Raw genomic sequence first — 26,758 nt, forward strand, 5'->3', positions numbered from 1 at the left:
ATTAATTTGTATAGACAAGACAAAGAGCGCCAAATAGGGTTTTCTACCCCTATTTGGCGCTCTTTGTCGCTAAACACAACCAGAATGTATTATGACAAATTCTCAATTATGCCTAGTTTTCTTTTATTTCTTTTAAACTATCCTCTATTTTTTCCAATTGCCCAGCAAAAAATTCTTGTTTGGCTTTTGGTAAAAACAATGTGATAGATAAAAGGATCTGTTCTTTAAAGATTGACCAATCTGCGAATATTTCTTCATTGGTTAAAATCATTTCTATTTTTTCTGCTATTTTTTTCCAGAGGATCATTCGCCAGTTATTTTCACCCACTTCATATTCTTTAAACATGCTTAATACATGAAGAATATGGGGAACATTTTGGCTGACAATCGCCGCAAATAAAAAATCAATAATTACTTGCTCGATAATTTCTAGCGAGCGAATATCAATAATTTCCCGCTCATTGACAGATTGTAGTACACGAAAAAGTAACGAAGTTGGAAACGGCTGCAAGCCAACGTTTTTTTGTAATGCTAAAAATTTCAAATTAAAAATAGTATACACATCGGCATTAATTAATCGTTCCAGAATCTGATTTTCTAATGCAATAATTTCCTCTTTTGTCACAACCGTTTGAGGGTTAAAAAGATATTCCAACGCCAACATCGAATACATTACTTCTTGCTTTCCTAAAGCAAAAGACGATTTCTCATAATACGCCCGATAATCTGCAACGATTCGACTACTTTCTTGAAAATTTTTACTAAAGATTGCTTGATTAAACTGCTCCTTAGCTAAAACTGTTTTGGACATTGGCGTTAATTTTTCTGTCATTTCCATCGGCGAAATAGACAAGATTTCGACAATAATGGCTAAATCCGAAATACGCAATTCACTATTTCCTTGGACAAAGCGTTGATAACTTCGACTAGAAACACCATTTTCATCAAAGACACGCAGAGGAATATTTTTTCCTTTACGAATCCGTTCAATTTCTTCACCTAGCGGCCGATATTCCATATATTCTTTTTGTTTCAAACGAATTACTCCATTTCTCTTTAAATAAGATAGCAACTAAGTTGAACGGTTATTCCCCAATGCTTAAAATTGTGCGAATATCTTCTTCCGTCATTTTCGCTAATTGCTCTTCATTTCCTTGAATCACTTTTTGGAACAGCTCGCGTTTTTCTTGCTGTAAGGAATTCATTTTTTCTTCAACCGTTCCTTCTGCAATCATCCGCCACACTTCAACAACCTTTTTTTGTCCCATGCGGTGCGCCCGACCAGCCGCTTGTTCTTCGACTGCGGGATTCCACCATAAATCGTATAAAATAACTGTATCTGCACCAGTTAAATTTAGTCCGGTTCCCCCTGCTTTCAATGAAATTAAGAAGACATCTTTTTCTCCTTCATTGAAGGCATTCGCCATCGTTAACCGATCTTGAGGCTTCGTACTTCCTCGTAAATAGAACGTCTCTAAACCTAATTCATTCAATTCTTTTTCTAAGATAGAAAGCATACTTGTGAACTGAGAAAATAATAGGACACGACGATTGTTTTCTTTGGCAGCCACTAAAAAGTCTTTGACTTGTTCCACTTTGCCAGAACCTCCCGTGTAATCCTCAATAAACAAACGCGGATCGCAACAGATTTGTCGTAAACGGGTCAAGCCTGCTAAAATACTCATGCGATTTTTCTTGAAGGTCGCCTGATCCATTTGACTGACATCTGCTTGCATTTGTTTTAGATAGGCCAAATAAACCGTTTTTTGTTCTTCTGTTAAGACACTGTACATATTATTTTCAATTTTTTCTGGTAAGTCTGCGAGCACCGTTTTCTTGTCTCGTCGTAAAATGAATGGTTGAATCATTTTGGCAATTTCTTCCGGCTTAATTTCTCGAAAGGCTTTTTTGCCTGGGAACAATCCCGGTAAGATCATTTGGAAAATTGACCACAGTTCATCTAAATTATTTTCAATTGGTGTGCCACTTAATGCAAAACGTTGCGGTACTTTTAAACTTTTTAAGGCTTGCGCCGTTTTAGTCCCACTATTTTTAACCATTTGAGCCTCATCTAAAATCAAATAGCCGACACGCATTTCCTGATAAAGCTGAACATCTTGTCGCATACTTGCATAAGAAGTAATCAGAATATCTTCGGTGCTATTTTGTAAAAGCGCTGCTCGTTCTTGGCGATTGCCAGAAACCACTTGAACATTTAAGGTTGGCGCAAAACGTTTGACTTCGGCTAACCAGTTATAGGTTAAACTTGCAGGAGCGACAATCAAAGCTGTCCCTTTCAAGCGCTCTTCTTCTTTTTCCGAAAGTAAATAGGTAATGGTTTGCAGTGTCTTCCCTAAACCCATTTCATCAGCTAAAATACCGCCAAATTGATAATGGCTAAGCATTTTCAGCCATTTATACCCTGTTTCTTGGTAATGGCGTAACGTTGCTTGTAAGGTTTTGGGGACTTGCGCTTCAAAGTTTTCTGGATGTGTTAAATCCGTGACCATTTTTTTAAAGGAATCTGAAAAATGTGCCCGCTCGTTGTCTTCTAATAAACTTTCGATCATGAGACCTTGATTTTTGGGCACATGAATGACATTGTCTTCTTGATGCATATTTTTTCGTAGCTTCGTTAAAATTGCACTTGTATGGAAAAATTCCTCTGAGTCAAAAGCAAGAATTTCACCACTTTTTAACGTATAAAAAGCATCATTACGTAGCAGACTAGTCAATACTGCATCGATTTCGGTTTCATCAATGCCAGTGACATCAAACCGAATATCCAACCAAGAATCCCCTTCCGCAACTTCAATCGTTGGTTGATGATGCTGGGCATCTAAATACAATTCCCGTAATTTCCGTCCCATCCGAACTTCTCCTAATTGACGGAAAGCTGGTACTTCGGATTTAAAGAAATAATACAAGGACTCCCCAGCAGGTAAGACTTTTTCAAAGCCTGTGGTTGTTTGCTGATAGGCAAACTGTTGAAATTGCTGCTTAATTGCTGTTTCTTTTGCTTTATCTCGAACGATTTCTTGATTGACTTCAGGTAATTGAGCATATTTCGGGTTTGTCGAGAAAATGACTTCTCCATAGTGATAGTCAATTCGAGCATTAATCCGACCTTTAATTTTCTTAAAAATAAAGACTGCTTTTAAAGGATGATGGACGACTAGTTCTTCAACTGATTCTTCAACAGACACTCGACCAATTTTTTCCAATAATGGTAACACTTCACTAAATAAATCAGAAACTGTTTCTTTTTCATAAATAATTGACGGCTCTTCCAAGCGTTTCATTAATTGAAGTAACGTGGTGTAGATGGCTTCCTGCTCTTCTGTTAGTAAATAAACCGTTTGATCCGCAATCGCCCAGTGATAGTGGGCTAGAAACGTTGTAATAGGATTCTGAATAGTTAATTTGAAGCTTTGTTCCTCGGTTTTTTGCACTGTAAACGTAAGTGGCAAACTGGTTTCTTTGAACGTTAGATAGCGATACTTATGAGTTTGATTGGTTAATATAAACTGACCCGTTCGATTCATTTTTTCAACTAACGATTGACTGCGATCAATTGGTAATAATAGATAACGTTTGTCGATTTTCCCTTTAACTTGAATACCGTTTGCACCTAATAATTGGCTGGTATGATAAATTGCCGCAAGTTCTGTTAAAATTTCTTGAATCTCCATTGAAAAAGAATCATGTAGCAAAGTAAATTGGTGTTGCTTATTCACCATAAAAGTCATTTCTTTTTCATATGCTTGTAAAAAATCACCAATATTTTTCACAATATATGTTTTAGGTTTGGTGCCTTCCAAACCAATTTTTAAAGAAAGACCAATCGTTGATAATTCTGGATAGTAATTATTCGTTTCGATCACATCTAAATGAAATTCTAAACGTAAAGGCTGCAAGGGAACTTCGGCAGAAGCTTTGCTTAATTTGGCAAAGCCTTTGGTAAACATTTCAGCTGTTGATCGATTTGTTTTCTCAAAACTGACTGTTTGATTCGCTTGAATAATTCTTGACACGCCTCGTTGTTTCAGTGCCAGTTCAACTGCCACTGTATGCTTGCAATAGCCATGTTCCATCCAATATTGACATTCACAAACATCTTGTTCTTTGGCGGTACCATCCAATTCAACAAGATAAAGTTCTTCCCCTAAAACCTCAGACAACCAGATCCTTTTTTCTGGATTTTGAACGATAGATAAGACCCGGCCTTCTTGCATATATTCGCGCCCTTGTTCAACGATTCGCTCTGGAATACTCCATTTCATCGACTCACCTCCTCTTCTACTAAGCTAGCTGATAGTGAACGGTACTTTGACCATTCCCATTGCTTTTTATTTGTAATTGTTGTGGAATTCGTGCTTTTAATTCGCCAATATGACTAATAATCCCAATCATGCGGCCTTCATTTTCAATCGTTTCTAACGCCTCCATTGCCATTTCCAATGCTTCTTCATCTAAGGAACCAAAGCCTTCATCAATAAACAACGCATCAATTAAGACTCCGCCTGCTTGTTCTTGAATCACTTCTGCTAAAGAAAGTGCCAAAGCTAACGCTGCTATAAAACTTTCCCCGCCTGATAACGTGTGAGCGCTGCGCACCGTCCCTGAATTGTCATCATAAATATTGATTTCTAGCCCCGTTTGATTCCGATAACTACCTGCTTCGTGATTCAATTCAAATTGATAACGACTATTGGTCAGGCGGTCTAAACGCTGATTAGCGACTGTCAGCACTCTTTCTAAATACGTTTGTAACATATACCGTTCAAAACTAATTTTTTTAGGATTATTGCCATTCACCGTATCTGCCAATTGTTGTAGTGCAGCAACTTCCTCAAACTTGTCTTCAATTGTTGTTCTTTGCGCATTAATTTCTTGAACCAACTGTTGGTTGTTCAGCATTTTTTCATGCAGTTGATAGTATTTTTTTTCTTGTTCTTCAATTTGTTGTGTTATTTGTTCAATTTCTGTGGTGATTAAAGATAATTCTGGGAACGTATCACTAGATAATTTTTTTTCAATTTCAGCGAGTTGGATAGTCAGTTGGGTTTGCTCTTGTTCAAATAAAGCAATTTGTTCTTGCTGACTTTCTAGTGTCGGTACCTCTTTCAACCACTCCGTCAATTGGTCCTCTGTCACTCCTTGTTCCGTTAAAACTGCGTTTAACTGACTCTCAAGTTGTGCGACTGTTTGTTGAAGTGTTTGTTGTTCTTTCTCCAAATGCGTCAACGTACTTTCAAGGATCATTTCTTCTTTCTTCAAGGTTTCTCCTTGTGTCGTCACGTTTTCTTTTTGACGTTCAAATGCAGAGAGTTCTTCTTGAAGCAAAGCTTGTCGTTTAGTCATTTCTTCGTATGTGACGGTTGCATCCAATAATTGGCTAGCAATCATTTGCTGCTGGATAGTGATTCTTTCCAGACTTTGTTGCATTGTTTCTACTTGTTGTCGGAGCACTTCAAAGCGTTGGGAATTTTCAGCTACTTGTTCTTCTAGTTCCGCCAGACGGTCCTTTTCGACTGAAATTTCCGTTAGTTTTTGTGCTATTTGTTGTTTTTCTTTAGCTAATTGCGACTCAACTTCCGCAATTTCTGCAGGTGTTACTTGTGAAAAAGTTAGTCCTGTTAACGGCAACTGCAAGTCAGCAAACTGCGCTGCTAATTGTTCTTGTTCCTCAGTATACGCAGCTTCCTGTTCTTGTAATTGACTTTCTTTCTGTTGCTTTTCCGCCCCTAATGCAGAGAGCGTTTCAGTAAATCGTTGTACCGTTTTTTCAACTTCCGTTAATTCCCGTTCCGCTTGATCAATCTCTTCTAAGGAAACTTCTTGATGAGTTTGTTGCTTTGGATGTTCTAAAGAGCCACAAACTGGGCAAGGTTCCCCCTCTTCAAGTAACAAGCTTAATCGTTGGATTTGTAAAGAGGCCCATTGACTTTTCTTTGTCTGCAACTTCGCTTCTTCGACGCTTTTTTGTTGCTGTTCAACAGCAAACCGTTGTGTCAACTCGTGCAATTCCCCTTGGTTTTGACTAATTTTTTGCCAAGCTTTTTGATTTTTTTGCCAACGTTCTACAAAATTTTGCCAATGATCTGCTACACTAGAACATTCAAAATTTGCTTTTTCAAGTGTTCCTTCTTGTTCAATAAATTGTTTGGCTGTCGCCACTTTATCCGCTAATGTTATTTTTTCCTGTTGGCAAGATTCATACTCTTTTTGAATGGCTTGATAATTGGCTTGTTCTGCTATTTTTCGTTGAGCTAACTGTTCATATTCTTGGTATTGTGGTAATTGACGTTGAATCGTTTGAAGACGTTCTTGTTTTTCAGCAATCAATGGTTGTTGTTCTTCCAACTCACTCATGATTGCTTGCCAATCTGTCAATGCTTGTTGCGTTTCCATAAAAGCTTGTTGTTTGGACTTTGTTTCTTGCTCTTTTTGTTGTTTTTCGCTTCGTTTTTCAAAGACTTTTTCAGCTAAAGGTTGCTGTTTTTGGCTCCATTTTAATTGCTGAATCTGTTCCTTTAACCGCTCAATGACGGTTTCCTGTTCAGCTTGTTTTGCTTTCTTTTCCAGTAATTCTTCTTTTTGCTGTTGCAAGTTTTGTCGTTCTTCAATAGCATAACGAACTTGCTCTTTTGCTTGTTTGGCTTGTTTTAAGGTTGCAATTTGTTCTCTTTCAACTAATAATTGTTGCTGAGCCTCTTGTTGTTGGCTTTCTAATAATTGAAGTTTTTCAAAAAGTGTCATTGTCGGTTCAGGTTCTTCTGACCAATGCAACTGTTCTGTTTTCAGTTCAATTTTTTGCTGGGTTTCTTGAATTTCTTGATTGGCAATTTTTAAGCGTTCTTTTAAATTTTCGCTGAACAACTGATACAATTCTGTTCCGAATAAATTACGCAAAACCTTTTCTTTTTCATCACTTTTAGCAATTAAAAAAGTCCGAAACTCTCCTTGTGGTAACAATACAATTTGAGCAAATTGATTGGCATTCAAATGTAATAATTCTTGAATGAGTTCGTCCACTTCACGTCTTTTAGAATAGGCTCGTAGTTCTTTCCCTTGAGCATCTTTGACAATTAAAGAAATTTTGGCACTTTGTTTACGGACTCCTGTGCCACGTTTTTTAAAAAGTTCTTGTTCGGGAAGGCGGTTCAGTTCATAGAGAAACTCGTTATGTTTAAAAAGCAAAGTAACTTCAGTGGCTTCTGAGGGGTCAGCAAATGTGGAACGCATTTCTTTGCCTAAACGTAATTTCCCAGAACTTTCACCAAACAAAGCATAGCTCATTCCATCAAAAATCGTTGTTTTCCCAGCCCCTGTTTTTCCACTAATTAGAAAAAGTGAAGAATCTTCAAACTTCGTAAAATCAATGGTTTCATTAATATACGGTCCGAAGTTTTTCAATGTTAAAGATAATGGTTTCATCCTGTTACTTCCCTCTTTCTAATTGATTAAGTGTACTCAGTTCTTCTTGGACCCATTGTGCTTGTTGTTCTGTCAAGGCCTCTCCTGTCACATCGTTAAAAAAGTCATGCAGATGTTCTTCTGGTGAACGTTGTTCTATTTGTACCACTTTTTTCTGATTTCCGTTGCTTGTTTCTCGACCATTCAAACGTTCCAGCCCAATAATTTTGGGGTAAATTTTTCGCAATTGATTCATCATGTTGGGAATGATCGCTCGGTCGGTTAATTGGACATGTAAATAATTTTCCCGATTCACTTCTTGATAAAAAGCGGGATCCGTTAACTGCTGAAACGAGCCCGTCAATTGTTGAATGTCTCGCAATGGTTTCAAAGTACGGAATTGAAAATGAACTTCAGTTTCTGTTTCAACAAGCCAAACACCCTTTTCTTGTGTCATTTCTGATAAAGAAAATTTTACAGGCGAGCCACTGTATCGAGCATTAGGTGCCTGCAACGCATTTTTTCCATGTAAGTGGCCCAACGCGACATAATCAAAAGGCTCTAACAAAGCCGTCGGTACAACATCCAAACCACCCACTGTTAATTTTGTTTCAGAATCAGTTTTTTCACTGCCAGCGACAAAAAAATGACTAACTAACACCTGTTTTTTATTGGGGAGAAAAGATTCTTGCATTTTCGCGACAACTTTTTCCATCGCCGCCTGAATCGTTCGAATCGTTTCATCTTCAAAATATAAGCGAGCCGCAATCGGTTCAAAATAAGGCAACAAATAAAATTGGGTATTGTCGATTTCAATTGGTTGAAAGGCTTGTTCTAAACGCGTATTCAAATGAAATTGTGTTTGGTTAAACCAAGGGCCTCCTGTTTCTAAACGAGTGCTGCTATCATGGTTTCCCGAAATAGCTAACACGGGGAAATGCTCTTTGAGATTCATTTGAATCATCATTTCATTAAAAATCTCGACTGCTTCAACCGCTGGAACAGAGCGATCATACAAATCTCCAGCGATCACAACAGCATCCACTTGCTCTTCTTTCGCAATTGCTAAGATTTGTTTAAAGGCTTCCCTTTGTTCTGCCAATAAATCAAAACCATGTAATTTTTTGCCAATATGCCAATCTGCTGTATGTAAAAATTTCATTTTTTCACCGCCTAAAAAAGTCCTTCTTATTATTATAACAAATTTCTGGTATTTTTTAAGAAAATCGGACAGAAGAATTAGATTTTTAACAAACTTTTTTCTTAACACAAGAAAAAAGACAGGGAGCATCATCTTTTGATGAGACTACCTGCCAGTAACATTCCTATTTTGTAGCGGTTTGTTTTATTCTTTTTCTGTTGATTCATATTTAAAAGTTGGATCAATTTCTTTATCTAACTGATCAAATGCTTCTTGCATCCGACGTTCCACTTCAGCTAAACCGTCTTTATCCATTTTTTTAATATCGCTAATATCGATTGGCTCCCCAAAACGAACCGTTACTTTTTTACGTTTAAACAACTCTTTTAAAGTTAACGGACCTTGATAAACAGATGGCACGATAGGTACTCGCCCCATTTTAGCAATCAAGGCTACCCCACCTTTTAATTCTGAGGAATGACGCGTGCCACTGGGGAACATAATCAAACTTAAATCAGAATTTTTTAAAATTTTGACAGGTGTTTTAATCGCGCTGGGACCGGGCTTCTCACGATCCACCGGAAACGCATTCGCATGTTTTAAAATGAAACGTAAAACAGGATTTTTAAACAACTCTTTTTTTGCCATAAAGCTAAACTTCTTAGGACTGCCAGCAACAGCTAAATACAGCGGTTCCCACCATGTTCGATGCGGCGCAACTAAGACATAGTTTTGGTCTTTTGGTAATTTTTCTTTATTTTCATAATGTGCATTTCCATTAATCACAAATAAAATGACGCGAACCACGCCACGCATAAATGTAAAAAACATAATTTTCTTCCTTTCTTCTCTCCGCTTTCTAGTATGCCGAAAGCTCTACCTTTTGACAAGCTTTTTTTACGTCTATCAATTAGAGAAATAACATGTCCCTACTAATCTAGGGAACAGATTTTGTCATACGGGTTTAAAAGTAGTATAATACATGAACAATCAGATGAAAAGTTGGAGGTTCTTAATCTATGTTATTATCCGGCGAACGGATTGATCAATTATATGCGGATGATATTAAAATTATTCAAAGCAAAGAAGTCTTTTCTTTTTCCATTGATGCAGTCTTATTGGCTAATTTTCCGCAACTACCAAAAAAAGGCAAGATTGTCGATTTGTGTGCTGGCAATGGCGCGGTCGGCCTCTTCGTTAGTCGGAAAACAGCTGCAAAGATCGACCAAATCGAATTACAACCTCGTTTGGCAGATATGGGTCAACGAAGTATTCTATTAAATAAATTGGAAAAACAAGTAACGATGTATGAACGTGATTTAAAACAAGCGACAGAAGTCATCAAAAAAGATTCTGTGGATTTAGTACTATGTAATCCCCCATACTTTAAAGAACGACCAACTAGCCAAAAAAATCCAAACCCGCACTTAGCGATTGCCCGTCATGAAATTCACACGTCTCTTCAAGAAGTGGTCACTGTGTCGGCGGATTTATTAAAAACAAATGGTCGCCTCGCAATGGTTCATCGTCCTGATCGTTTCCTGGATATTTTACATGCCATGGAAAACGCCAATATTGCGCCGAAAAAAGCTCGGTTTGTTTATCCGAAGCCAGGCAAAGAAGCCAATGTTTTACTAATTGAAGGCATTAAGCAAGGCAAAAAAGACGGTTTTCGTGTGTTACCACCTCTTTTTACATACAATGAAAAGAACGAATACGAAGCAGAAATGAAGGCTATGCTGTATGGAGAATAAGAAATCCCATTATTTTTATGTTTTACTTTGCCAAGATGGTTCCTTTTACGGTGGCTATACAACTGAGCCAGAACGTCGATTAACCGAACATAATAGCGGAACTGGTGCAAAATATACACGGTTAGCCAAACGCCGCCCAGTCAAAATGATTCATACAGAGAAATTTGAAACACGTAGCGCGGCCACCAAAGCCGAAGCCGCCTTTAAAAAATTAACGCGTAAACAAAAAGAACAGTATTTAAAAACCTTTCATTAAGTGACAATAAGCAAAAAGAAACAGCCATCATTTCATTGATGAAATGATGGCTGTTTCTTTCTCTTTTTAAACTAAGTTCTCGACAAAATGAATAACCATTTCGGCTGATTTTTTCCCAGCTTCATCGATGAATTCGTCAAAGCTTTGAGTTGCTTCGCCATCTGCTGTATCACTCATTGCCCGTACAACTAAGAATGGAATATTGAACTGTGAAGCCGCTTGGCCAATTGCTGCGCCTTCCATTTCACAAGCTAAGGCTTCAGGAAACTCTTTCTTAATTTTGGCGATTTTCTCAGCGCTATCCACAAAAGTATCTCCAGTAACAATCAATCCTTTACGAATAGCTAAACCAGTTTTTTCAGCGGCTTTCGCAATTTCCATCCGCAAGTATTCACTTGTTTCAAAATACAAAGGCACACCACCAGGCAATTGTCCATAGGCATAACCAAAACCAGTGACATCAACATCAAAATAAGCTAATTTGTCTGCAATGACTAAATCGCCAACTTTTAGTCCTTCACCGATACCACCAGCAGAACCGGTATTAATCACCATATTTACGCCATATTGATGAATCAATAAAGTCGTGGTCACAGCTGAGGCCACTTTACCAATTCCTGAACGAACCACAATCACCTCGTGTCTTCCTAACGAACCAGAAACAAATAAAGCGCCTGCTCGTTCCCATGACATCGTGTCTGTCAATTTTTCTTTTAGAATTTTGACCTCTTGATCCATTGCTCCAATAATTCCAATTTTCATAGTGATTCCTCTTTTCTATAAATTCAAAACGATATATGCCACAACGGCTAATAAAATCGCTACAATAATAATTGCCTTGTTTAACCAAGTACTCCGTTCTCGACGCTTCGAGTATTCTCCTACTCGTGACTTGTTGATTGGTTTTTGTTTTTTCTTTTCTTTACGATAAAACGTCGAAATTTCTTTTTCTTTTCGCTTATACGCTTTTTCCGCCAGCTTCTGTTCTTCCTGCTGACGACGTTCTGCTTCTTTTTCCTCTGCTTCTCTGCGTTTGCGAAGTTCTGTCCGAGTGACTAACGGACCTTTGCTCATTGCGTGTCCTCCTTAAACTGTCTCTGCAGTAAATACAATTCCCAGTATTGTATAGCAAAAAGTGTTTTGGCATCACAAATCGTGCCCTTTGCCACTTCTGCTTTGGCTTCAGCTATTGTTAGCTCGTAAAGTTCCAAGATTTCATCTTCATCTTGAGGACGTGGATTTTCAACTTTCTGCAAATCCGTTGCCAAATAGAGAGCCAATTTTTCATTAGCAAATCCTGGTGACAGATACATTGAATTTATGTAGGTAAGCTGACCTGCACGATACCCAGTTTCTTCTTCCAATTCCCGCATAGCCGTCGTTTCCAGTTGATTTTCTTCTCCAGGATCAATTTTTCCCGCTGGAATTTCTAAAATCACTTGTTCCAAGGGTTTTCTAAATTGTTTAACTAAGACGATTTTTCCTTCTGCGGTTAACGGAATCATAGCTACTGCGCCTGAATGAAAAACCAATTCGCGTTTAGCAGTGCCGCCTGTCGGTAAAGCCACGTCATCCAAAAAAACATCAATAATCTTTCCTTTAAAAATTTCTCGACGTTGAAGTGTTTTTTCTTCGAAGTCCTCATAATTTAACATATCTTTCACCAACCTTTCTTGTTTATCATACCCTAAAATGATAAAAATCGCACCCCTTCTTCTCTAGTTAAACCCTTTTCAAAGAAAAAAATTTATTGCTTTAGAAAAAAATTACATTTTCGAAAAAAAATAGACATAAAAAATTCACAACTTCCTTGTATTATTTAAGCATACCAACAAACAACCCTAACAAAACACTTTTTCATTTTTAACTCCTTTCCCGTCCTACCCCCAATTAGGACGGGTCTTTTTTTGCGTTTTATACTTTTTTTCTTAGGATTTCACTAAATCATAAAATACATCTTCCGCTGTATGTCTTTTCTCTCACAGAGTATGCTAAAATAACTATTGTAACGAGAGCTGACTCTTTCGAGGATTAGATAGATAGGAGGAACTATATAAATGAACAAATTAAATACAAAATTACTGATTGGCTATATTCTTTTAGGAGCCTTAATCATTGCTGTCGCTAGAGAATATGGCTTCTTCGCTTTTGTGATTCTGGTAGGCTTTTTAGTATTCGTTCTCTATCGAAAAAAGAAAAATGCCGCCGACAAAAGCGATCAAATGCCTTACTTAACGAAAGATAAAGAAACCCATTATCGTGAGTTGGGGTTATCTCCACAAGAAATTGATTTTTTCAGAAGTACAATGAGCACAGCCAAAAAACAAATCATACAATTACAAGAAAACATGAATCGTTCAACTAAATTACGGGCGATTGACTTACGTAATGATACTACGAAGGTTTCTAAAGCTCTGTTTAAAGAGTTAGTGAAAGAACCTAAAAAGTTACACTTAGCCAATCACTTTCTCTATACACATTTACCAAATATCGTTGACTTAACAAGTAAACATTTAGAAATAGAACAACATGAAGTAAAAAACAAACAAACGTATGAAAAATTAGAAGAAAGCGCACAAATCATTGACCAATTGTCAAAATTAGTTAAAAATGATTATGAGGAAATCGTTTCCGATGACTTAGACGATTTAGATGTCGAAATGTCGATCGCTAAAAGCAGCTTGTCGCAAAAAGCTGCAACTGAGGAATCACCTCAAGTAAACGAAGACCAGCAATAATCATTAGGGAGGAAAAAAAATGACTGAGCAACAACCCAAAGAAACAACATCTGTAACCAATACATTGGACGATTTATTAAGTAATCCATTTTCATCAATGGATGAACTAACACCAACGCAACAAAATGAACTATCTGAGTTAAAAGAACAGCAAGCAGCTCCTCGTTTAATTGATAAATTACCACAAGAACGTCAAGCCCAAGCAAAAGAATTAGCTTCAAAAATTGATGTCCAAGATTCACAAGCAGTAATTACCTATGGTTCAAATGCCCAAATCAAACTCGGCGAATTTTCGCAAGCGATGTTAAACCACGTTCAAGCACAAGACATTGGTCCTGTTGGTGATTCACTGACCGATCTAATGTTTCGTTTAAATGAAGCCAATCCCAATGAATTACGTGCTGGCGAAGGCAACTTTATTCAAAAAATGTTAGGTAAAGTCAAACAATCCGTTTACGAAATTACCGCCAAATATCAAAAAATTGGTGCGCAAATTGACAAAATTGCTGTCAAATTAACCCATGAAAAAGATGGTCTTTTAAAAGATAATGCCATGTTAGATCAATTGTATCAAAAAAATAAAGATTATTTTGATGCCTTAAACATCTATATTGCCGCTGGGGAATTAAAAGCAGAAGAACTACGGACGCAAATTATCCCTGAAGCCATGAAAAAAGCGGAAGAATCTGGGGATCAAATGGATGTCCAAATTGTTAATGATTATAACCAATTCCTAGACCGTTTAGAAAAAAGAACCCATGATTTACGCTTGGCTCGTCAAATTACGATTCAACAAGCCCCACAAATTCGTTTAATTCAAAATACTAACCAAGCTTTGGCTGAGAAAATTCAATCATCGGTGAATACGGCGATTCCGTTATGGAAAAACCAAGTAGTCATCGCCTTGACCTTACTCCGTCAAAAAGATGCTGTGACTGCTCAACGTCAAGTCTCTGAAACCACCAATGACTTACTGAAGAAAAATTCAGAAATGCTAAAAATTTCTGCAATTGAAACAGCAAAAGAAAACGAACGTGGCCTAGTCGATATTGAAACATTACAAAAAACACAAAATGATTTAATTGAAACTATCCAAGAAACATTACGTATTCAACAAGAAGGAAAAGAAAAACGCCAAGCTGCCGAGATCGAACTTGGCCATATGGAAGAAGATTTGAAAAATAAATTATTAGAATTAACACAATAAACAACGTTTAGAACAAACTTCTTATAGTACAAGCCTGGGACAAAAATCACTTTGGATTTTTGTCCCAGGCTTGCTTTTCTTTTTACGCTTGAATATTGTATTTCAGCCACTTAATGATACAATAAAAGAAAACCATGTTTCTTTTTGAAAGGAGGAGCAATTGTGCCACAATTTGCTTCTAAAGCCGAAGAAAAAAATTATTATGAACGCCAAGCTAGCTTAGCAGAGTTTCTAACTTGGTATCATCAACAAGAATTACCTGAATATGAAAAACCCTCTTTAACCGTTGATATGGTTCTTCTTTGTTACAACAAGGAAGCCGATCAATTGAAAGTCTTACTGATTCAACGTAAAGGTCACCCCTTTAGAAACTCATGGGCGCTTCCTGGCGGTTTTGTTAATCGCAACGAATCTACTGAAGATAGTGTTTTAAGAGAAACAAAAGAGGAAACTGGTGTGGTGATTTCTCAAGAAAATATTGAACAATTACACAGCTTTAGTCGCCCAGATCGAGATCCTCGTGGCTGGGTCGTGACAGTCAGCTATTTAGCCTTTATTGGTGAAGAACCTTTAATTGCTGGCGACGATGCCAAAGAAGTCCACTGGTTCAATCTTGAACGACATGGTCAACATATCACGTTATCTCATGAAGATGTGGAAATTACTTTAGACTTGAAAACAGCGGCCTCTCTTGGTAAAGATACATTAGCCTTCGACCATAGTGAAATTATAATTAAGGCGTTTAATCGTGTTGTTGATAAAATGGAACATGAACCGCAAGTGCTTCAAGTCTTAGGAAAAGATTTCACCATTACGGAAGCCCGTAAAGTTTTTGCGAAGTTCCTCGGCGTTGATTATCGTAGCATTGACCATTCAAATTTTAAAAAAGCCATGACACAATATTTTGAAGAGTTAGGTGAACGTCCCGTTGGCATTGGCCGCCCTTCAAAAATTTACCAATTGAAAACAACAACAGGTTTCTAAGAGGAGGGAATATTTTTTGACTGTTTACTTAAGAAAAGCAGAACCTTCTGATTTGCCTGACATCCTTGCTATCATTGAAGATGGACGCCGCACCTTACAAAAAAGTGGCATTCCCCAATGGCAAAACGGCGATGGCCCGAATCAAGAAATTTTAGCAAAAGATATCGACCAGCAAACTTGCTATATTTTAATGGTTGAGGATGCCTTGGCAGGCGTTGGTGTTTTATGTTCGGAGATTGATCCTGCTTATGAAGCGATTTTTAATGGTTCTTGGCAACCTCATTCTCAAACTACGTATACGGCAATTCATCGTGTTGCTTTAAAAAGTTCCTTTCAAGGTCAAGGACTGGCTTTGGTGCTTTTGCGCTCACTGGTTACAGCCGCTCGTTTGCAAGGTGCTACTGATATTCGAATCGATACACATCCACAAAATCTCGCTATGCAGCACCTGATTAAAAAAGCTGGCTTTGTTTATCAAGGTGACGTGATTTTAGATGTTAACGATGGCGAACGTTATGCTTATCAGATGATATTGAAATAAAAAAGTTAGGGATAACTGCCAGATTGACAGCTATCCCTAACTTTTTACATCTTATGAACACTATGAGCGCTTTGAATGCCCTCACAGGCTTCTTTACAAGCTTGATTAATTAATAAATAAGAGGATTCTTTTTGGCGGATTCCTAATTGATATTTCAATTCATCTGTCACTTGGCAAGATTCACTTAATGCCTCTAACCAGAAAAATACTCCTTCTTTATACGTATCTAATCCTTCTAGCAAGATTTTCGTTGCTTCTTTATCATAATACGGCTCTAAATTTTTACGAAACATCATTTCTTCTGTAAAAAAACGATTCACATTATTTCGGCAAAACATATAAGTGTCACGGCCTCTCCGATGTGCAGCCTGATTACAACCGTATTCTTGAACTTCTTTAGAGATGGCTTTGAAAATTTCGTTGTATACTTCAATTCTTTGCATAATTGACAAAATGGTATCTGTATAACTAAACATAACTCCTTGCTCCCTTCCCCTTCTAAGTAACAAAAATTTGCTTGTTACTTTCATTATAAAGGGAATGTTGGGTTTATATCAAATGATACGCTGTTTCCTTGCTAAAATCCTTCGTTTTTTCCTTAGAAGAATAATAAGTAAGCGGATTATTTAATCTGTTATGTTCGGATTTTCTACACTTGGAAAATAAATTATTTTATAAAGCCATTTTCCGTTTTAACTGATGGCAACGGGCCGGTCTGTGTATTACCAGGAACACCAATATACGTATTGCCGTTGATGGAAGTCATTTCGTTTTCCTCAGCTGCTTCATCTTGAACGGTATAATCACTTTGATATAAAAATTCACCGTTCGTATGGAAGACATAGCCGTCTTGATCTCGTTCATCTGGCTTTTCTAAATTTAAAGACACACGTAATTGATGACGGACATTTTCAATACTATCTGGATATAGTTCAACCATACTGCGCCCTTCATTACTAAAAGTGCGCCAGTCAAAAGAAAGCTGTTGTTTATCATAATTGGTCCAAGTCAAACCTTCTTTGACTAAATGAGTCAATTCATTGGAATCCACATCAGTTTGAATGTTTCCATTTAACGAATCAATAATGTCCATTATTTTCATGATTGATTGACCAGATTTCAACTTGTCTTCAACTGCTTGAATAATTTCTTGTTGTCGGAATCCACGCATAATATCGTTATCGCTATGTCTTTCACGGGCATAAGATAAAGCTTTCGTACCATCTAAATGCTGTTTCCCTGCATCAAAATGAATGGATCCTGGCCCGTCTTTGGTGACACCATCAAACGCCTGCTTGACATTGACATCTATGCCGCCAACTGCATCAATTAACTTAATAAAAGATAAAAAGTTAAACACAACGTAATGATTGATTGGAATATTCAATAATTTCTCAACTGTGTTAACAGAAGCTGTTGGTCCATCGTAGGTATAGGCGGCTTCAATTCGCTGCATCCCTTGGTAATTTTTCGCATCAATTTGCACAAAACTATCCCGTGGCAAACTTAAATAGGTTATTTTCTTCGTCTTGTTATTCACGGTAATCACCATCATAGCATCAGTCCTAGTTGTGCCTAATTTCCGTTCAATTGTATTGTCTAGCCCCATAATCAAAAACGATTGACTATCTTTATTTTGCGCTTCATTATAATCATTTTTTATGGGAACATAGCCTTTATCAATTGTTTTCTTTAAATAGCTACCCGCTACAGCAAAGTATGCTGAGCCGACTGTGACAAAAACCAAAATGATGACTAAACTAATTAAGCTGATTTTTCGCTTCCTACTCATTGGCTGTACTTCCTCTCTCTTAAAAAGTCTCCACCATCATTACTACTCCTCTAAGCAGACAAGAGACAAGTCTATCTTACCAGTCCCCTTCAAAACTAAACATAGCAGAATTTATATAGGGGTATAACCTAGAGGAAACAAAAAAGAGAGGCTTGTTTGTTTAAAAGTCTCTCTTTTTTGTTATTTATTTTTGTGTTCTTTTTTGAACAATTCCACCATTTTTTGCTGTGGTTTTGGAAAAACATAGTCCGAAAATTGTTGTGCTGCTACCCATCGCTGCGACTCTAGTGTGGCTAATTCGCCTGTATTTCGGCCATAAAAGACTAAGATATGCCATTTTAAATGACTGAAAATATGAACGACTTCGCCTAAGGCACGTTTTTGCCAGACAACTGTGTCATAGTCAGCAAAAACATTGACAGGTTCTTCAGCAACCAAAGGCTCTGTTACAGGATCTAACTCTAAAGTTAATTGTTTTTCCGTTTCTACTGGTTGCGCCATTTTTTGCAATTGTTGAAATTGTTTTTTGCTAATTTCTTCAATCGGAAACAGCCACATATTGGCTAACAAACCGGTTTCAGGTCGTTGTTCTAATAAAAATTCTTGCTTTTTATTTTCAATAATAGTGCCGACATAATACACATCTTTCGGCTTAACTTTTTTTGATTTGACTGGATAAGCGGTCATTTTATCTACCTGATAGGCCGCACAATATTGCTGAAGCGGACAGCTTTCACACTTAGGTGAAGTTGGGGTGCAGACGGCTGAGCCTAGATCCATTAAGGCTTGATTAAAATCCCCTGGACGCTCACGATCGATGATTTTAAGCATCGCCGCTTCAAATACTTTACGACTACTCGCTTTTGCAATATCTGCATCAATTTCAAATAAACGGCTCACTACCCGCATGACGTTACCGTCAATTGCTGGTTCGGGGAGATTAAAGGCAATACTGCCAATCGCACCAGCTGTATAGGGGCCGATTCCTTTTAAACTCCGAATATCTTCGATTGTGTCAGGCATTTTCCCACCAAATTCTGAAACAATCTGTTGCGCTGCCACTTTTAAATTACGCGCTCGTGAATAGTAGCCTAACCCTTCCCAAGCTTTCAACAACTTATCATCTGGCGCTTCCGCTAAATCTTGAATCGTCGGAAACCATTCCATAAATCGATAAAAATAATCAATGACTGTATCTACGCGAGTTTGTTGTAGCATAATTTCAGAAATCCAAATACGATATGCATCTGTATTCGCTCGCCAAGGTAAATTGCGTTTTTCTCGTTCATACCAAGCTAAAAAATCTTCCTGGAATGAACTAACTTTTTCGGGACTCCACGCCTCCCAAGGCTCTTTATTCGTCATGTTCTACTTCCTTTTCGCTAATAAATTGCTGAATCAAATCATAGTCAAACCCTTTTTGGAATAAGCTTTGTTTTACTTTTTGGACTTTTTTAGAAAAATCAAATCGCTGATTGGCACGCCATAAACGTTCGCCTTCCTTGTTTAACGCTTGTTGTTCTTGTTCTTCGTCCTTTTCAAAAGCTAAAGATTCCAAAGCTAGATCAATGATTTCATTTGTAAAGCCCTTTTGCATCAGATGCAGACGCGTTTTCTGAAGTGCATCTTTAAAACTTTTAGTTCGATAGCGTTTCATGGCTTTTTCTGCAGTTGCTGTGGCAACATTAAGTTGTTCATCTAACGTATAAAAGGTCAAGCCATGCTGAATATCTTCTTCACTAATGCCTTTTTGCTTTAATTGTTGTGCTACATTTCGTGGTCCTTTATCACTGGTTCGCATAGCTGTCCGTACGTAACTTTCACTAAAAATTGCATCATCCAACAACCGCAGCTCTTCTAAACGTTGAACGATTTTTACTCGATCTTCAGGTACAATTTCTTTCTCTTTTAAATAAGTAAAAATCTCTTTCTTTGAACGTAATTGATAGCTTAAATAATTCATCGCCATTTGTAACCCGACATCATAAGAACTGGCTTTTTTTATTTCTTCTATTAAAGTATCTGATAACTCTTGGCCTTTTAGCAGACGCTGCCGTACTAAAATATCTTCCGAGACACGCAGTTTTTCGCCTGAAGATAGCCAAAGTAGATAAAATTCACCTTTATCTTTACTAATTCGTGTGATTGTTGTCATCTTATTCTCCTGCCCCTCTAAATCAGAACATATATTCTACTATACCATAGAATCCTTGGAAGCCAAATAAATAAAAATGTGCTAAAATGGGAGGAAGTGAAAAATGTGAGATGACTAAAGGATGAAAGAATATGACCCAACAACTAGTAAAAAAAGGCCAACAAATTTCTTTAAAAATTAAACGATTAGGAATTAATGGCGAAGGTATCGGCTATTATAAAAAATTAATTATTTTCGTTCCTGGGGCGCTACCGAAAGAAGAAGTGACTGCCACGATCACAAATGTTACACCAAAATTTGCTGAAGGAACCCTTCAATCTGTCAAAAAAGCTGCTAAAGATCGCGTGGTCCCTCCTTGTCCTGTCTATGAAACATGTGGCGGCTGCCAACTACAACATTTAGCCTACAAAGCACAATTAGACTTTAAAAAAGATTTATTAAAGCAGGCGCTTAACAAATTTAAACCAGCCAATTATCAAAACTATGAACTACGAAAAACAATTGGGATGGAGAATCCTTGGAATTATCGAAATAAAGCCCAATTCCAATTACGCCAAATCGATGGACAAGTAGAAGCTGGTCTCTATCAAGCTGATTCACATCAATTAGTACCGATTGATAACTGTTTGGTCCAACAGCCTGCGACAACCAAGGTGATGAATACATTAGTTGATTTATTGAATGACTTTCAATTACCAATTTATGATGAACGTAAAAATAGTGGTATCTTTCGAACATTAATGGTTCGAGTGGGCATCCAAACTGGCGAAGTCCAAGTAGTGTTCATTACACAATCGCTGAAATTTCCACAAAAAGAAAAAATGGTTCGCGCAATTAATGAACAATTACCAGAAGTTGTTTCTATTATGCAAAATGTCCAAAATAAAAAAACCTCTCTAGTAATGGGTGATGATACCCTTCACTTATGGGGCAAAGAAAGCATTGAAGAACACATTAACGACGTTGTCTTTGATTTATCGCCGCGAGCATTTTTCCAATTGAATCCAGAACAAACGGAAGTTTTATATAATGAAGGAATCAAGGCCTTAGATTTACAACCAAATGAAACTGTTGTTGATGCTTATTGTGGCGTCGGGACCATTGGCTTAAGTTTAGCGAAACAAGCGCATCAAGTTCGTGGTATGGATACCATTCCCGCCGCAATTGACGATGCTAGATTCAATGCAAAACGACTTGGTGTTACGAACACACATTATGCTGTTGGAACAGCTGAAGACTTATTACCTAAATGGTTCAAAGAAGGCTTTAAACCTGATGCCATTGTAGTTGATCCCCCACGGACTGGTTTGGATCGTAAATTATTAACGGCCCTTTTGAAACAACCACCTAAGAAAATGGTGTATATTTCTTGTAATGTATCCACGTTAGCACGTGATTTAGTTCAATTAGCCAAAGTATATCAAGTAGACTATTTACAATCTGTTGATATGTTTCCACAAACCGCTCGTTGTGAAGTTGTCGTAAAATTAACGAGAAAATAAAAAAAGGAGCGTGGGACAAAAATCACTTTGGATTTTTGCTCCACGCTCAAAAACTGATAAACGGTGGGAACAGAACCAACACTACGCGTTGCTCCGATCTCAACAACTTCTAAGAGCTAAAGCTCTAAGAGTTGAAGGTCCTTCGGAAATAAGCCGAAATTATCCAAAAATTAAAAAGCAATTTTCGGAAATTTCTTCTTATTTCTCGGAGCTAAACGGTTCTGTCCCGACCTCCTTTAACTAATTAAACAATTATTTACTTAATTAGCTATTTTTTCGTCCGAAGAAGAATGAAACCACAGCAACTAAAATTACTGCCCCAATAATTGATGGCACAATTGCCATACCTGCTACGTGAGGACCCCAGCTACCTAAGATTTTTTCTCCGATAAATGAACCAACTAAACCGGCAACGATATTCGCAATCCAACCCATTGATTGACCTTTGCTTGTAAGCGCGCCAGCGATAGCACCGATAACAGCACCAACGATTAAAACCCATAAAGTATGCATAAAATAATTCCTCCTAAATGCTTTATCTAGCGAATAATTCGCTATGTTACTATTATGGACTACTTTTATTAGATAACAAAATAGTTTGCTTGTTTCCATGAAAAAAAGCAATAATTTCTGATAATTTCATTAAAAAAACTCAGAACAGGAGACCGAAGTGCACTGTTCTGAGCTTTTATTTAAGAAATTGTTGGTCGTTTTACTCGTTCATGTGCGACATCCGCTGCTTGAATCTCTTTATTATTAAAAGGTGTTAAGCGGAATGCCAATTGGAATTCTTCAAACGTAGTCCGGTATTTTTCTAATTGCCACTGGCCACAAGAGTAGCTACCTAGGGCGTTTTGTTTGTAATCGATATTTAAAACAACATACTCACTTTCTTGTAATTCATTGGTATGCTTAGCAACATCTAGCGCTTGTTCTTCAAAATAAGAAACACTAAAATTATATGAATCAGCCGCTGTTGCTACTACCCCTTGGCCGCGATCATCCGTGAATGCGGACCATTTAGTCGCCATGTGGTTACCATTGGCTTGTGGAACAACATAATTAGTGAACATTTCCGCCACTGTAGCATCATAAACGCCAAGTAAACCAGCTTCTTGTGAATCTACATAGTTTTCTCTCGGCCCTTTACCGAAATATTTTACTTCTGATAGAGACTTGTCTAAATGGAGAGTCACACCCAAACGTGGTAACATATCTGGCGCATTTTCAATTTTACCAGCAGGACTACCTTTTAAATCGAAGAAAATTTCGCCATTTGGTGCAATTAAATACTGATAGGTACATTGATAATGCCAAGCACTGTTAGTCGTTCCGTTAATTGTTTTTACGATGACTTGGATAAAATCATCAACTTTTTTCCACTCAAAAGAACGGACAATTTCATGCTCTAAATGTAAGAAATATTTCTTCTTCATTTCATCAATAATTTCCATATCATTACTGATTGGTGCCCGCCAAAATGTAAATTTCGGCCCTTTATGCAATAATTTTTTACCATCTCGTGTCACATTCGTTAAGGCACCCTTCACTTTATCAAAATTAATTGAAAAGTTTGGTCCTTCAATGTATAAATGAGGGCCAATTTCCTTTGCCATTAGCGAGCCAACTGGTGTGATCTCAATCCCTGGTGTTGCAATTGGCAATTCAAACTGTGCGGTAGCTAATTCATGACCAGCAGATGCATAGGCAGTCGTTTCTTTCAATTGATATGAAAGAGTTAAATAATAGGCGGCTCCTGCCTTTTTAGGAAAATCTAAATGATAAGGTAAGTGCAGTCTTCCTTCTGCTCTAGCAGCAATTGCTGGCACTGATACTGTCCCTGATTGAATCACTGTTTGATCTTCAGTAATTGTATAAACCAGATTAAAGATAGCCAAGTTTTCAAAGTCAAACCGACTCAATAATGAGAATTCACCTGACAGAACGTCAATAGCGCTAGTTGTAATGGGTTCAATGACTTTTTTGTATTCATACAAGCTAGGAGATGGCGTACGGTCAGGCATCAACATCCCGTCAATACAAAAATCTTTGTTACTTGGATCATCGCCGAAATCGCCGCCATAACGATAATAAACTTCACCGTTATCTGTTACCGATTCAATGCCATGGTCAAACCATTCCCAAATAAAGCCACCTTGTAATTTATCATGAGCATAAAATAGCTCTTGGTATTCTTTTAAATTCCCAGGGCCATTCCCCATCGCATGACAATATTCACATAAAATATGCGGTTTTTTTGAATTTTCAATAATCGTATTCATCAGTAATTCTCTAGTTGGGTGTTCCAACCACGTATACATTGTAGAATAGACATCCGTGACCTCTGCCTCAAAATCACCTTCATAATGAACCAAACGTGTTGGATCCATTTCTTTTGCAATACGGGCCATTTCAATAAAGTTATGACCAAACGCAGATTCATTTCCTAACGACCAAAAGAGAATTGATGGATGGTTTTTATCCCGTTGAATCATCCGTACCATCCGAGAAACATAAGCCGTTTCCCATTCTGGATCGTTGCTAATCCAATCATATTCTCCGGTTAATTCAAAGCCGTGACATTCCAAATCAGTTTCATCAATCACATACATTCCATATTCATCGCATAAATCATAAAAATAAGCAGATGCTGGATAATGACTGGTTCGAATGGCATTAATATTAAATTGTTTCATTAAACGAATATCTTTTTCAATTTCTTCACGACTAACCACTCGACCATTTTTCGGATTATAATCATGACGATTCATTCCTTTTAGTTTAATGGCCACACCATTGACTAAGAAAGTCTCACCAGATACATGAATATTTCTGAAACCAACTTTTTGCGGAATAACTTCGACGACTTCCCCTTCAGAAAAAACAGTGATAAATAGTTGATACAAGTATGGTTTTTCAGCTGACCAAGCAGTGACAGACGGTAAACTTGCTGAAAATTCAACCGTACCTTGATTTCCTGCGACAGTCTCTTTAAGAACCGTTTTTCCCTGCTGATCCATCAACTCCAATTGAACTTGTTGTCCTTTGTCTTGCCAAAATTTACCCGTAATTGCCAAGTGGCCATTTTGATACGAATCATCTAAATCGGAAATAATAAAGAAATCTTCCAGCCCATTTTCTGGTACACCGAGTAATTCAACATCACGAAAAATACCACTTAACCACCACATATCTTGATCCTCTAAATACGTACCATCTGACCATTGATAGACTCGCACCGTTAAATCATTTGTTTCACCAATTTTAGCGTAAGGCGTAATGTCAAATTCTGCTTCATTTCGTGCACCTTTACTGTAGCCAACTTCATGGCCGTTCACCCAAACATGATAAGCTGAATCTACGCCACAAAAACGTAAAATGATTTTTTTATCGTGAAATGTTTCATCTATAGCAAATGTCCGTTTGTAAATACCTGTTGGGTTTTCCGTTGGTACATACGGCGGATTAATGGGAAAATTGTACCATAAATCAGAGTAATGCATTTTGCCATATCCTTGGACTTGCCAATTTCCAGGAACAGTGATTTGATCCATTTGGCTTGTATCAAAGTCCGTCGCAAAAAAGTTTTCTGGGCTGTATTCTGGCGCTTCTAAAAAGAGAAAATGCCAGCATCCGTTTAAATTTTTGTATGCTTGTGTATATTTATTTTCATTTAATAACGCTGTTTCTTTCGAGGGAAAGCTCGAAAAGTGTGCTCGTCCAGGCAACCGATTAATACTATCTACTTTATAATTTTCCCAAGTCTTCATAATCCATTTCTCCTTTACCAACTTCATTTTTTTCTTTTGTTTCATATCGTTTCCAACAAATCCAAGCAAAGCCCATAAAGACAATTAACCCAATAATGTTATACGCCAACATGCCCAGTGGACTAGCGGTTCCTTTCGGTAACGTGCCATTGATTTCTTCCATGATTAATTTTGGATCCGGCACAGTTGACATAAAGAATACAAAGATAAAAATGGCTAATAAGAAAATTCCCGCAATTAAGCCAAAGGTTCGATTACCAAAGCGGAAACTTCTCGGCATTGTTTCTTTTTTCCAACGAAGCCCAATATAGGCGATTAACAAGAACAAGACAGGCACTAATGACGTAGAAGCTGTCATATTAATTAACGTTTCTAAAAAGCTATCCATATTTCCAATTCCTAATGCTGGAATGGCAACTAAAATCGTCACAATAATTCCTTGAACTAACAAAGCATTGGTTGGATTTCCCTCTTCGTTCGTTTTCACTAGCCACTTACCGAAGACCCCATCAGGAATTTCTGAGAAAAATACTTTAACTGGTGCTGCCGTCCACAGAGCCAAAGAACCAAGACTTCCGACAAATAAGATAATTCCTACTAAGCGCACCATCATTGCTGCGGGAATATGGAAATACGTACCTAAAATTTTAAAAATATCAAAAATACCATTTGAAAAATTTCCTTTTAAGACGTCCGTTGGCACTACCAAACCTACAGCAACGGCACCAAGAATATACATGATACCGACCGCAATCGTTGCACCAATCATCGTGCGGACAAACGTTTTATTGCCGCCTTTAACATCCTTAATGTATACGCCGATACTTTCACCACCACCAACAGCTTGTAAAATCCACGCCATCGTCATGAAAAAAGTCCAATTAAAAGTTGGCATAATTGACGTCGTGGTAAATTCTTGTGCTGGCTCATTGCCAAAACCAAACACGACGACAAAGGCTAAAACCACAAAAGCTACGCCCATAAATAAACGAGCACCACCCGCTAAGCTAGTCACTTTCGAAATCCACGAAACCCCTTTAATACAAACCCATGTCATTAACCAAAATAACAGAATAGAAATCACTGCAATTATTTTAGTACTATGGTTTCCTTGAAAAACGTTTTGACCTAAAAAAGCGTATGAACCATAAATCAATGTATTCGGTAGTAATGAACAGAAGAAAAACAAGTTGACAAAGAAATACGACCAAGCACCTAAAAATGCCCATTTAGGTCCTAACACAGATTCCAACCAACTATGAACGCCTGATTCATTTTCAGAATTAGCAGAAGCAAATTCTGCAATCATTAGAATAAATGGTAAAAAGTAAAAAATAGAGCCGAATAAATAGCCTGGAATAGTTGCTAGGCCAATCTGAATACTGTTGTTAACAATGCTGGGAAAGGCAAAAACCGCTGAAAAAGTCATGAGCATCAATGCGACAGAACCTAATCGTTCCCGTGAATGTGTTGCCATTTTACTACATCCTCTCTTTATC

Annotated in this window: 22 protein-coding genes; 7 read left to right on the forward strand and 15 right to left on the reverse strand. The window is 37.5% G+C overall.

Annotated features, from left to right (window positions below; translation table 11 throughout):
- Positions 1-112: 112 nt before the first annotated feature.
- The 5 genes from elrR to IGL13_RS10255 form a co-directional block, all read right to left on the reverse strand.
- A complete protein-coding gene (gene elrR, locus IGL13_RS10235; protein WP_002385708.1) occupies positions 113-1,018 on the reverse strand; it encodes an Rgg family transcriptional regulator ElrR in 906 nt (301 codons plus the stop codon).
- Positions 1,019-1,085: 67 nt separating this feature from the next.
- On the reverse strand, positions 1,086-4,283 hold the full coding sequence (locus tag IGL13_RS10240) for a DEAD/DEAH box helicase (RefSeq protein ID WP_002378622.1): 3,198 nt from the start codon (positions 4,281-4,283) through the stop codon (positions 1,086-1,088).
- A gap of 19 nt (positions 4,284-4,302) precedes the next feature.
- Positions 4,303-7,440 (reverse strand): SbcC/MukB-like Walker B domain-containing protein, encoded by a 3,138-nt coding sequence (locus IGL13_RS10245; protein ID WP_002378623.1) that lies wholly within the window; start codon positions 7,438-7,440, stop codon positions 4,303-4,305.
- A gap of 4 nt (positions 7,441-7,444) precedes the next feature.
- Positions 7,445-8,713 (reverse strand): exonuclease SbcCD subunit D, encoded by a 1,269-nt coding sequence (locus IGL13_RS10250; RefSeq protein WP_002401877.1) that lies wholly within the window; start codon positions 8,711-8,713, stop codon positions 7,445-7,447.
- A 51-nt stretch (positions 8,714-8,764) separates the two neighbouring features.
- Positions 8,765-9,391, reverse strand: a complete 627-nt coding sequence (locus IGL13_RS10255) for a lysophospholipid acyltransferase family protein (RefSeq protein ID WP_002356461.1) — start codon at positions 9,389-9,391, stop codon at positions 8,765-8,767.
- Positions 9,392-9,579: 188 nt separating this feature from the next.
- Between IGL13_RS10255 and IGL13_RS10260 the strand changes: the two genes are divergently transcribed.
- Positions 9,580-10,314, forward strand: a complete 735-nt coding sequence (locus tag IGL13_RS10260; protein ID WP_002374085.1) for a tRNA1(Val) (adenine(37)-N6)-methyltransferase — start codon at positions 9,580-9,582, stop codon at positions 10,312-10,314.
- Positions 10,304-10,570, forward strand: a complete 267-nt coding sequence (locus IGL13_RS10265; protein ID WP_002356455.1) for a GIY-YIG nuclease family protein — start codon at positions 10,304-10,306, stop codon at positions 10,568-10,570. The genes IGL13_RS10260 and IGL13_RS10265 overlap by 11 nt, the downstream gene beginning before the upstream one ends.
- A 66-nt stretch (positions 10,571-10,636) precedes the next feature.
- Here the strand turns inward: IGL13_RS10265 and IGL13_RS10270 are convergent, their stop codons facing one another.
- Genes IGL13_RS10270 through IGL13_RS10280 form a run of 3 tightly spaced genes read right to left on the reverse strand, consistent with a single transcriptional unit; the run spans position 10,637 to position 12,225 of the window.
- Positions 10,637-11,332, reverse strand: coding sequence for a 5'-methylthioadenosine/adenosylhomocysteine nucleosidase (locus IGL13_RS10270; RefSeq protein WP_002356454.1), 696 nt, complete (start codon positions 11,330-11,332; stop codon positions 10,637-10,639).
- Between the two features lie 15 nt (positions 11,333-11,347).
- The gene (gene macP / locus IGL13_RS10275; protein WP_002356451.1) at positions 11,348-11,644 is read right to left on the reverse strand and encodes a cell wall synthase accessory phosphoprotein MacP; all 297 of its coding nucleotides are present in this window, start codon (positions 11,642-11,644) and stop codon (positions 11,348-11,350) included.
- On the reverse strand, positions 11,641-12,225 hold the full coding sequence (locus IGL13_RS10280; protein WP_002356449.1) for an NUDIX hydrolase: 585 nt from the start codon (positions 12,223-12,225) through the stop codon (positions 11,641-11,643). The genes macP and IGL13_RS10280 overlap by 4 nt, the downstream gene beginning before the upstream one ends.
- A 402-nt stretch (positions 12,226-12,627) precedes the next feature.
- Here IGL13_RS10280 and IGL13_RS10285 point away from each other — a divergent pair, with 402 nt between their 5' ends.
- From IGL13_RS10285 to IGL13_RS10300, 4 genes are all read left to right on the forward strand, one after another.
- Positions 12,628-13,308, forward strand: coding sequence for a 5-bromo-4-chloroindolyl phosphate hydrolysis family protein (locus IGL13_RS10285; protein ID WP_002378627.1), 681 nt, complete (start codon positions 12,628-12,630; stop codon positions 13,306-13,308).
- A 19-nt stretch (positions 13,309-13,327) separates the two neighbouring features.
- Positions 13,328-14,515 carry a toxic anion resistance protein gene (locus tag IGL13_RS10290; protein ID WP_002356447.1) on the forward strand — a complete coding sequence of 396 codons (1,188 nt, stop codon included), beginning with the start codon at positions 13,328-13,330 and terminating at the stop codon, positions 14,513-14,515.
- A 144-nt stretch (positions 14,516-14,659) separates the two neighbouring features.
- Positions 14,660-15,499 (forward strand): NUDIX domain-containing protein, encoded by an 840-nt coding sequence (locus tag IGL13_RS10295; protein ID WP_002384084.1) that lies wholly within the window; start codon positions 14,660-14,662, stop codon positions 15,497-15,499.
- A gap of 16 nt (positions 15,500-15,515) precedes the next feature.
- A complete protein-coding gene (locus IGL13_RS10300; RefSeq protein WP_002362532.1) occupies positions 15,516-16,040 on the forward strand; it encodes a GNAT family N-acetyltransferase in 525 nt (174 codons plus the stop codon).
- A gap of 44 nt (positions 16,041-16,084) precedes the next feature.
- On the opposite strand, the gene IGL13_RS10305 is transcribed toward IGL13_RS10300, so the two are convergent.
- The 4 genes from IGL13_RS10305 to recX all read right to left on the reverse strand — a co-directional run bounded on the left by IGL13_RS10305 (position 16,085) and on the right by recX (position 19,987).
- Entirely contained in the window at positions 16,085-16,570 is a 486-nt protein-coding gene (locus IGL13_RS10305) for a hypothetical protein (protein WP_002356444.1), read from the reverse strand.
- Between the two features lie 137 nt (positions 16,571-16,707).
- Positions 16,708-17,832, reverse strand: coding sequence for an LCP family protein (locus IGL13_RS10310; protein ID WP_002356443.1), 1,125 nt, complete (start codon positions 17,830-17,832; stop codon positions 16,708-16,710).
- A 180-nt stretch (positions 17,833-18,012) separates the two neighbouring features.
- Positions 18,013-19,197, reverse strand: a complete 1,185-nt coding sequence (gene mutY / locus IGL13_RS10315) for an A/G-specific adenine glycosylase (protein ID WP_002378628.1) — start codon at positions 19,195-19,197, stop codon at positions 18,013-18,015.
- Positions 19,187-19,987 carry a recombination regulator RecX gene (gene recX / locus IGL13_RS10320; protein ID WP_002356439.1) on the reverse strand — a complete coding sequence of 267 codons (801 nt, stop codon included), beginning with the start codon at positions 19,985-19,987 and terminating at the stop codon, positions 19,187-19,189. Before recX ends, mutY begins: the two co-directional genes overlap by 11 nt.
- A gap of 131 nt (positions 19,988-20,118) precedes the next feature.
- On the opposite strand from recX, the gene rlmD reads away from it, so the two are divergent.
- Positions 20,119-21,489 (forward strand): 23S rRNA (uracil(1939)-C(5))-methyltransferase RlmD, encoded by a 1,371-nt coding sequence (rlmD, locus tag IGL13_RS10325; protein ID WP_002378630.1) that lies wholly within the window; start codon positions 20,119-20,121, stop codon positions 21,487-21,489.
- A 264-nt stretch (positions 21,490-21,753) separates the two neighbouring features.
- On the opposite strand, the gene IGL13_RS10330 is transcribed toward rlmD, so the two are convergent.
- The 3 genes from IGL13_RS10330 to IGL13_RS10340 form a co-directional block, all read right to left on the reverse strand.
- Positions 21,754-22,002, reverse strand: a complete 249-nt coding sequence (locus tag IGL13_RS10330; RefSeq protein WP_002356434.1) for a GlsB/YeaQ/YmgE family stress response membrane protein — start codon at positions 22,000-22,002, stop codon at positions 21,754-21,756.
- A 179-nt stretch (positions 22,003-22,181) separates the two neighbouring features.
- On the reverse strand, positions 22,182-25,304 hold the full coding sequence (gene ebgA / locus IGL13_RS10335) for a beta-galactosidase subunit alpha (RefSeq protein ID WP_002401876.1): 3,123 nt from the start codon (positions 25,302-25,304) through the stop codon (positions 22,182-22,184).
- Entirely contained in the window at positions 25,237-26,736 is a 1,500-nt protein-coding gene (locus IGL13_RS10340; RefSeq protein ID WP_002359464.1) for an amino acid permease, read from the reverse strand. Before IGL13_RS10340 ends, ebgA begins: the two co-directional genes overlap by 68 nt.
- Positions 26,737-26,758 lie beyond the last annotated feature (22 nt).

This window comes from Enterococcus sp. DIV1937 (genome assembly GCF_050535975.1).
Classification (GTDB): Bacteria; Bacillota; Bacilli; order Lactobacillales; family Enterococcaceae; genus Enterococcus; species Enterococcus faecalis.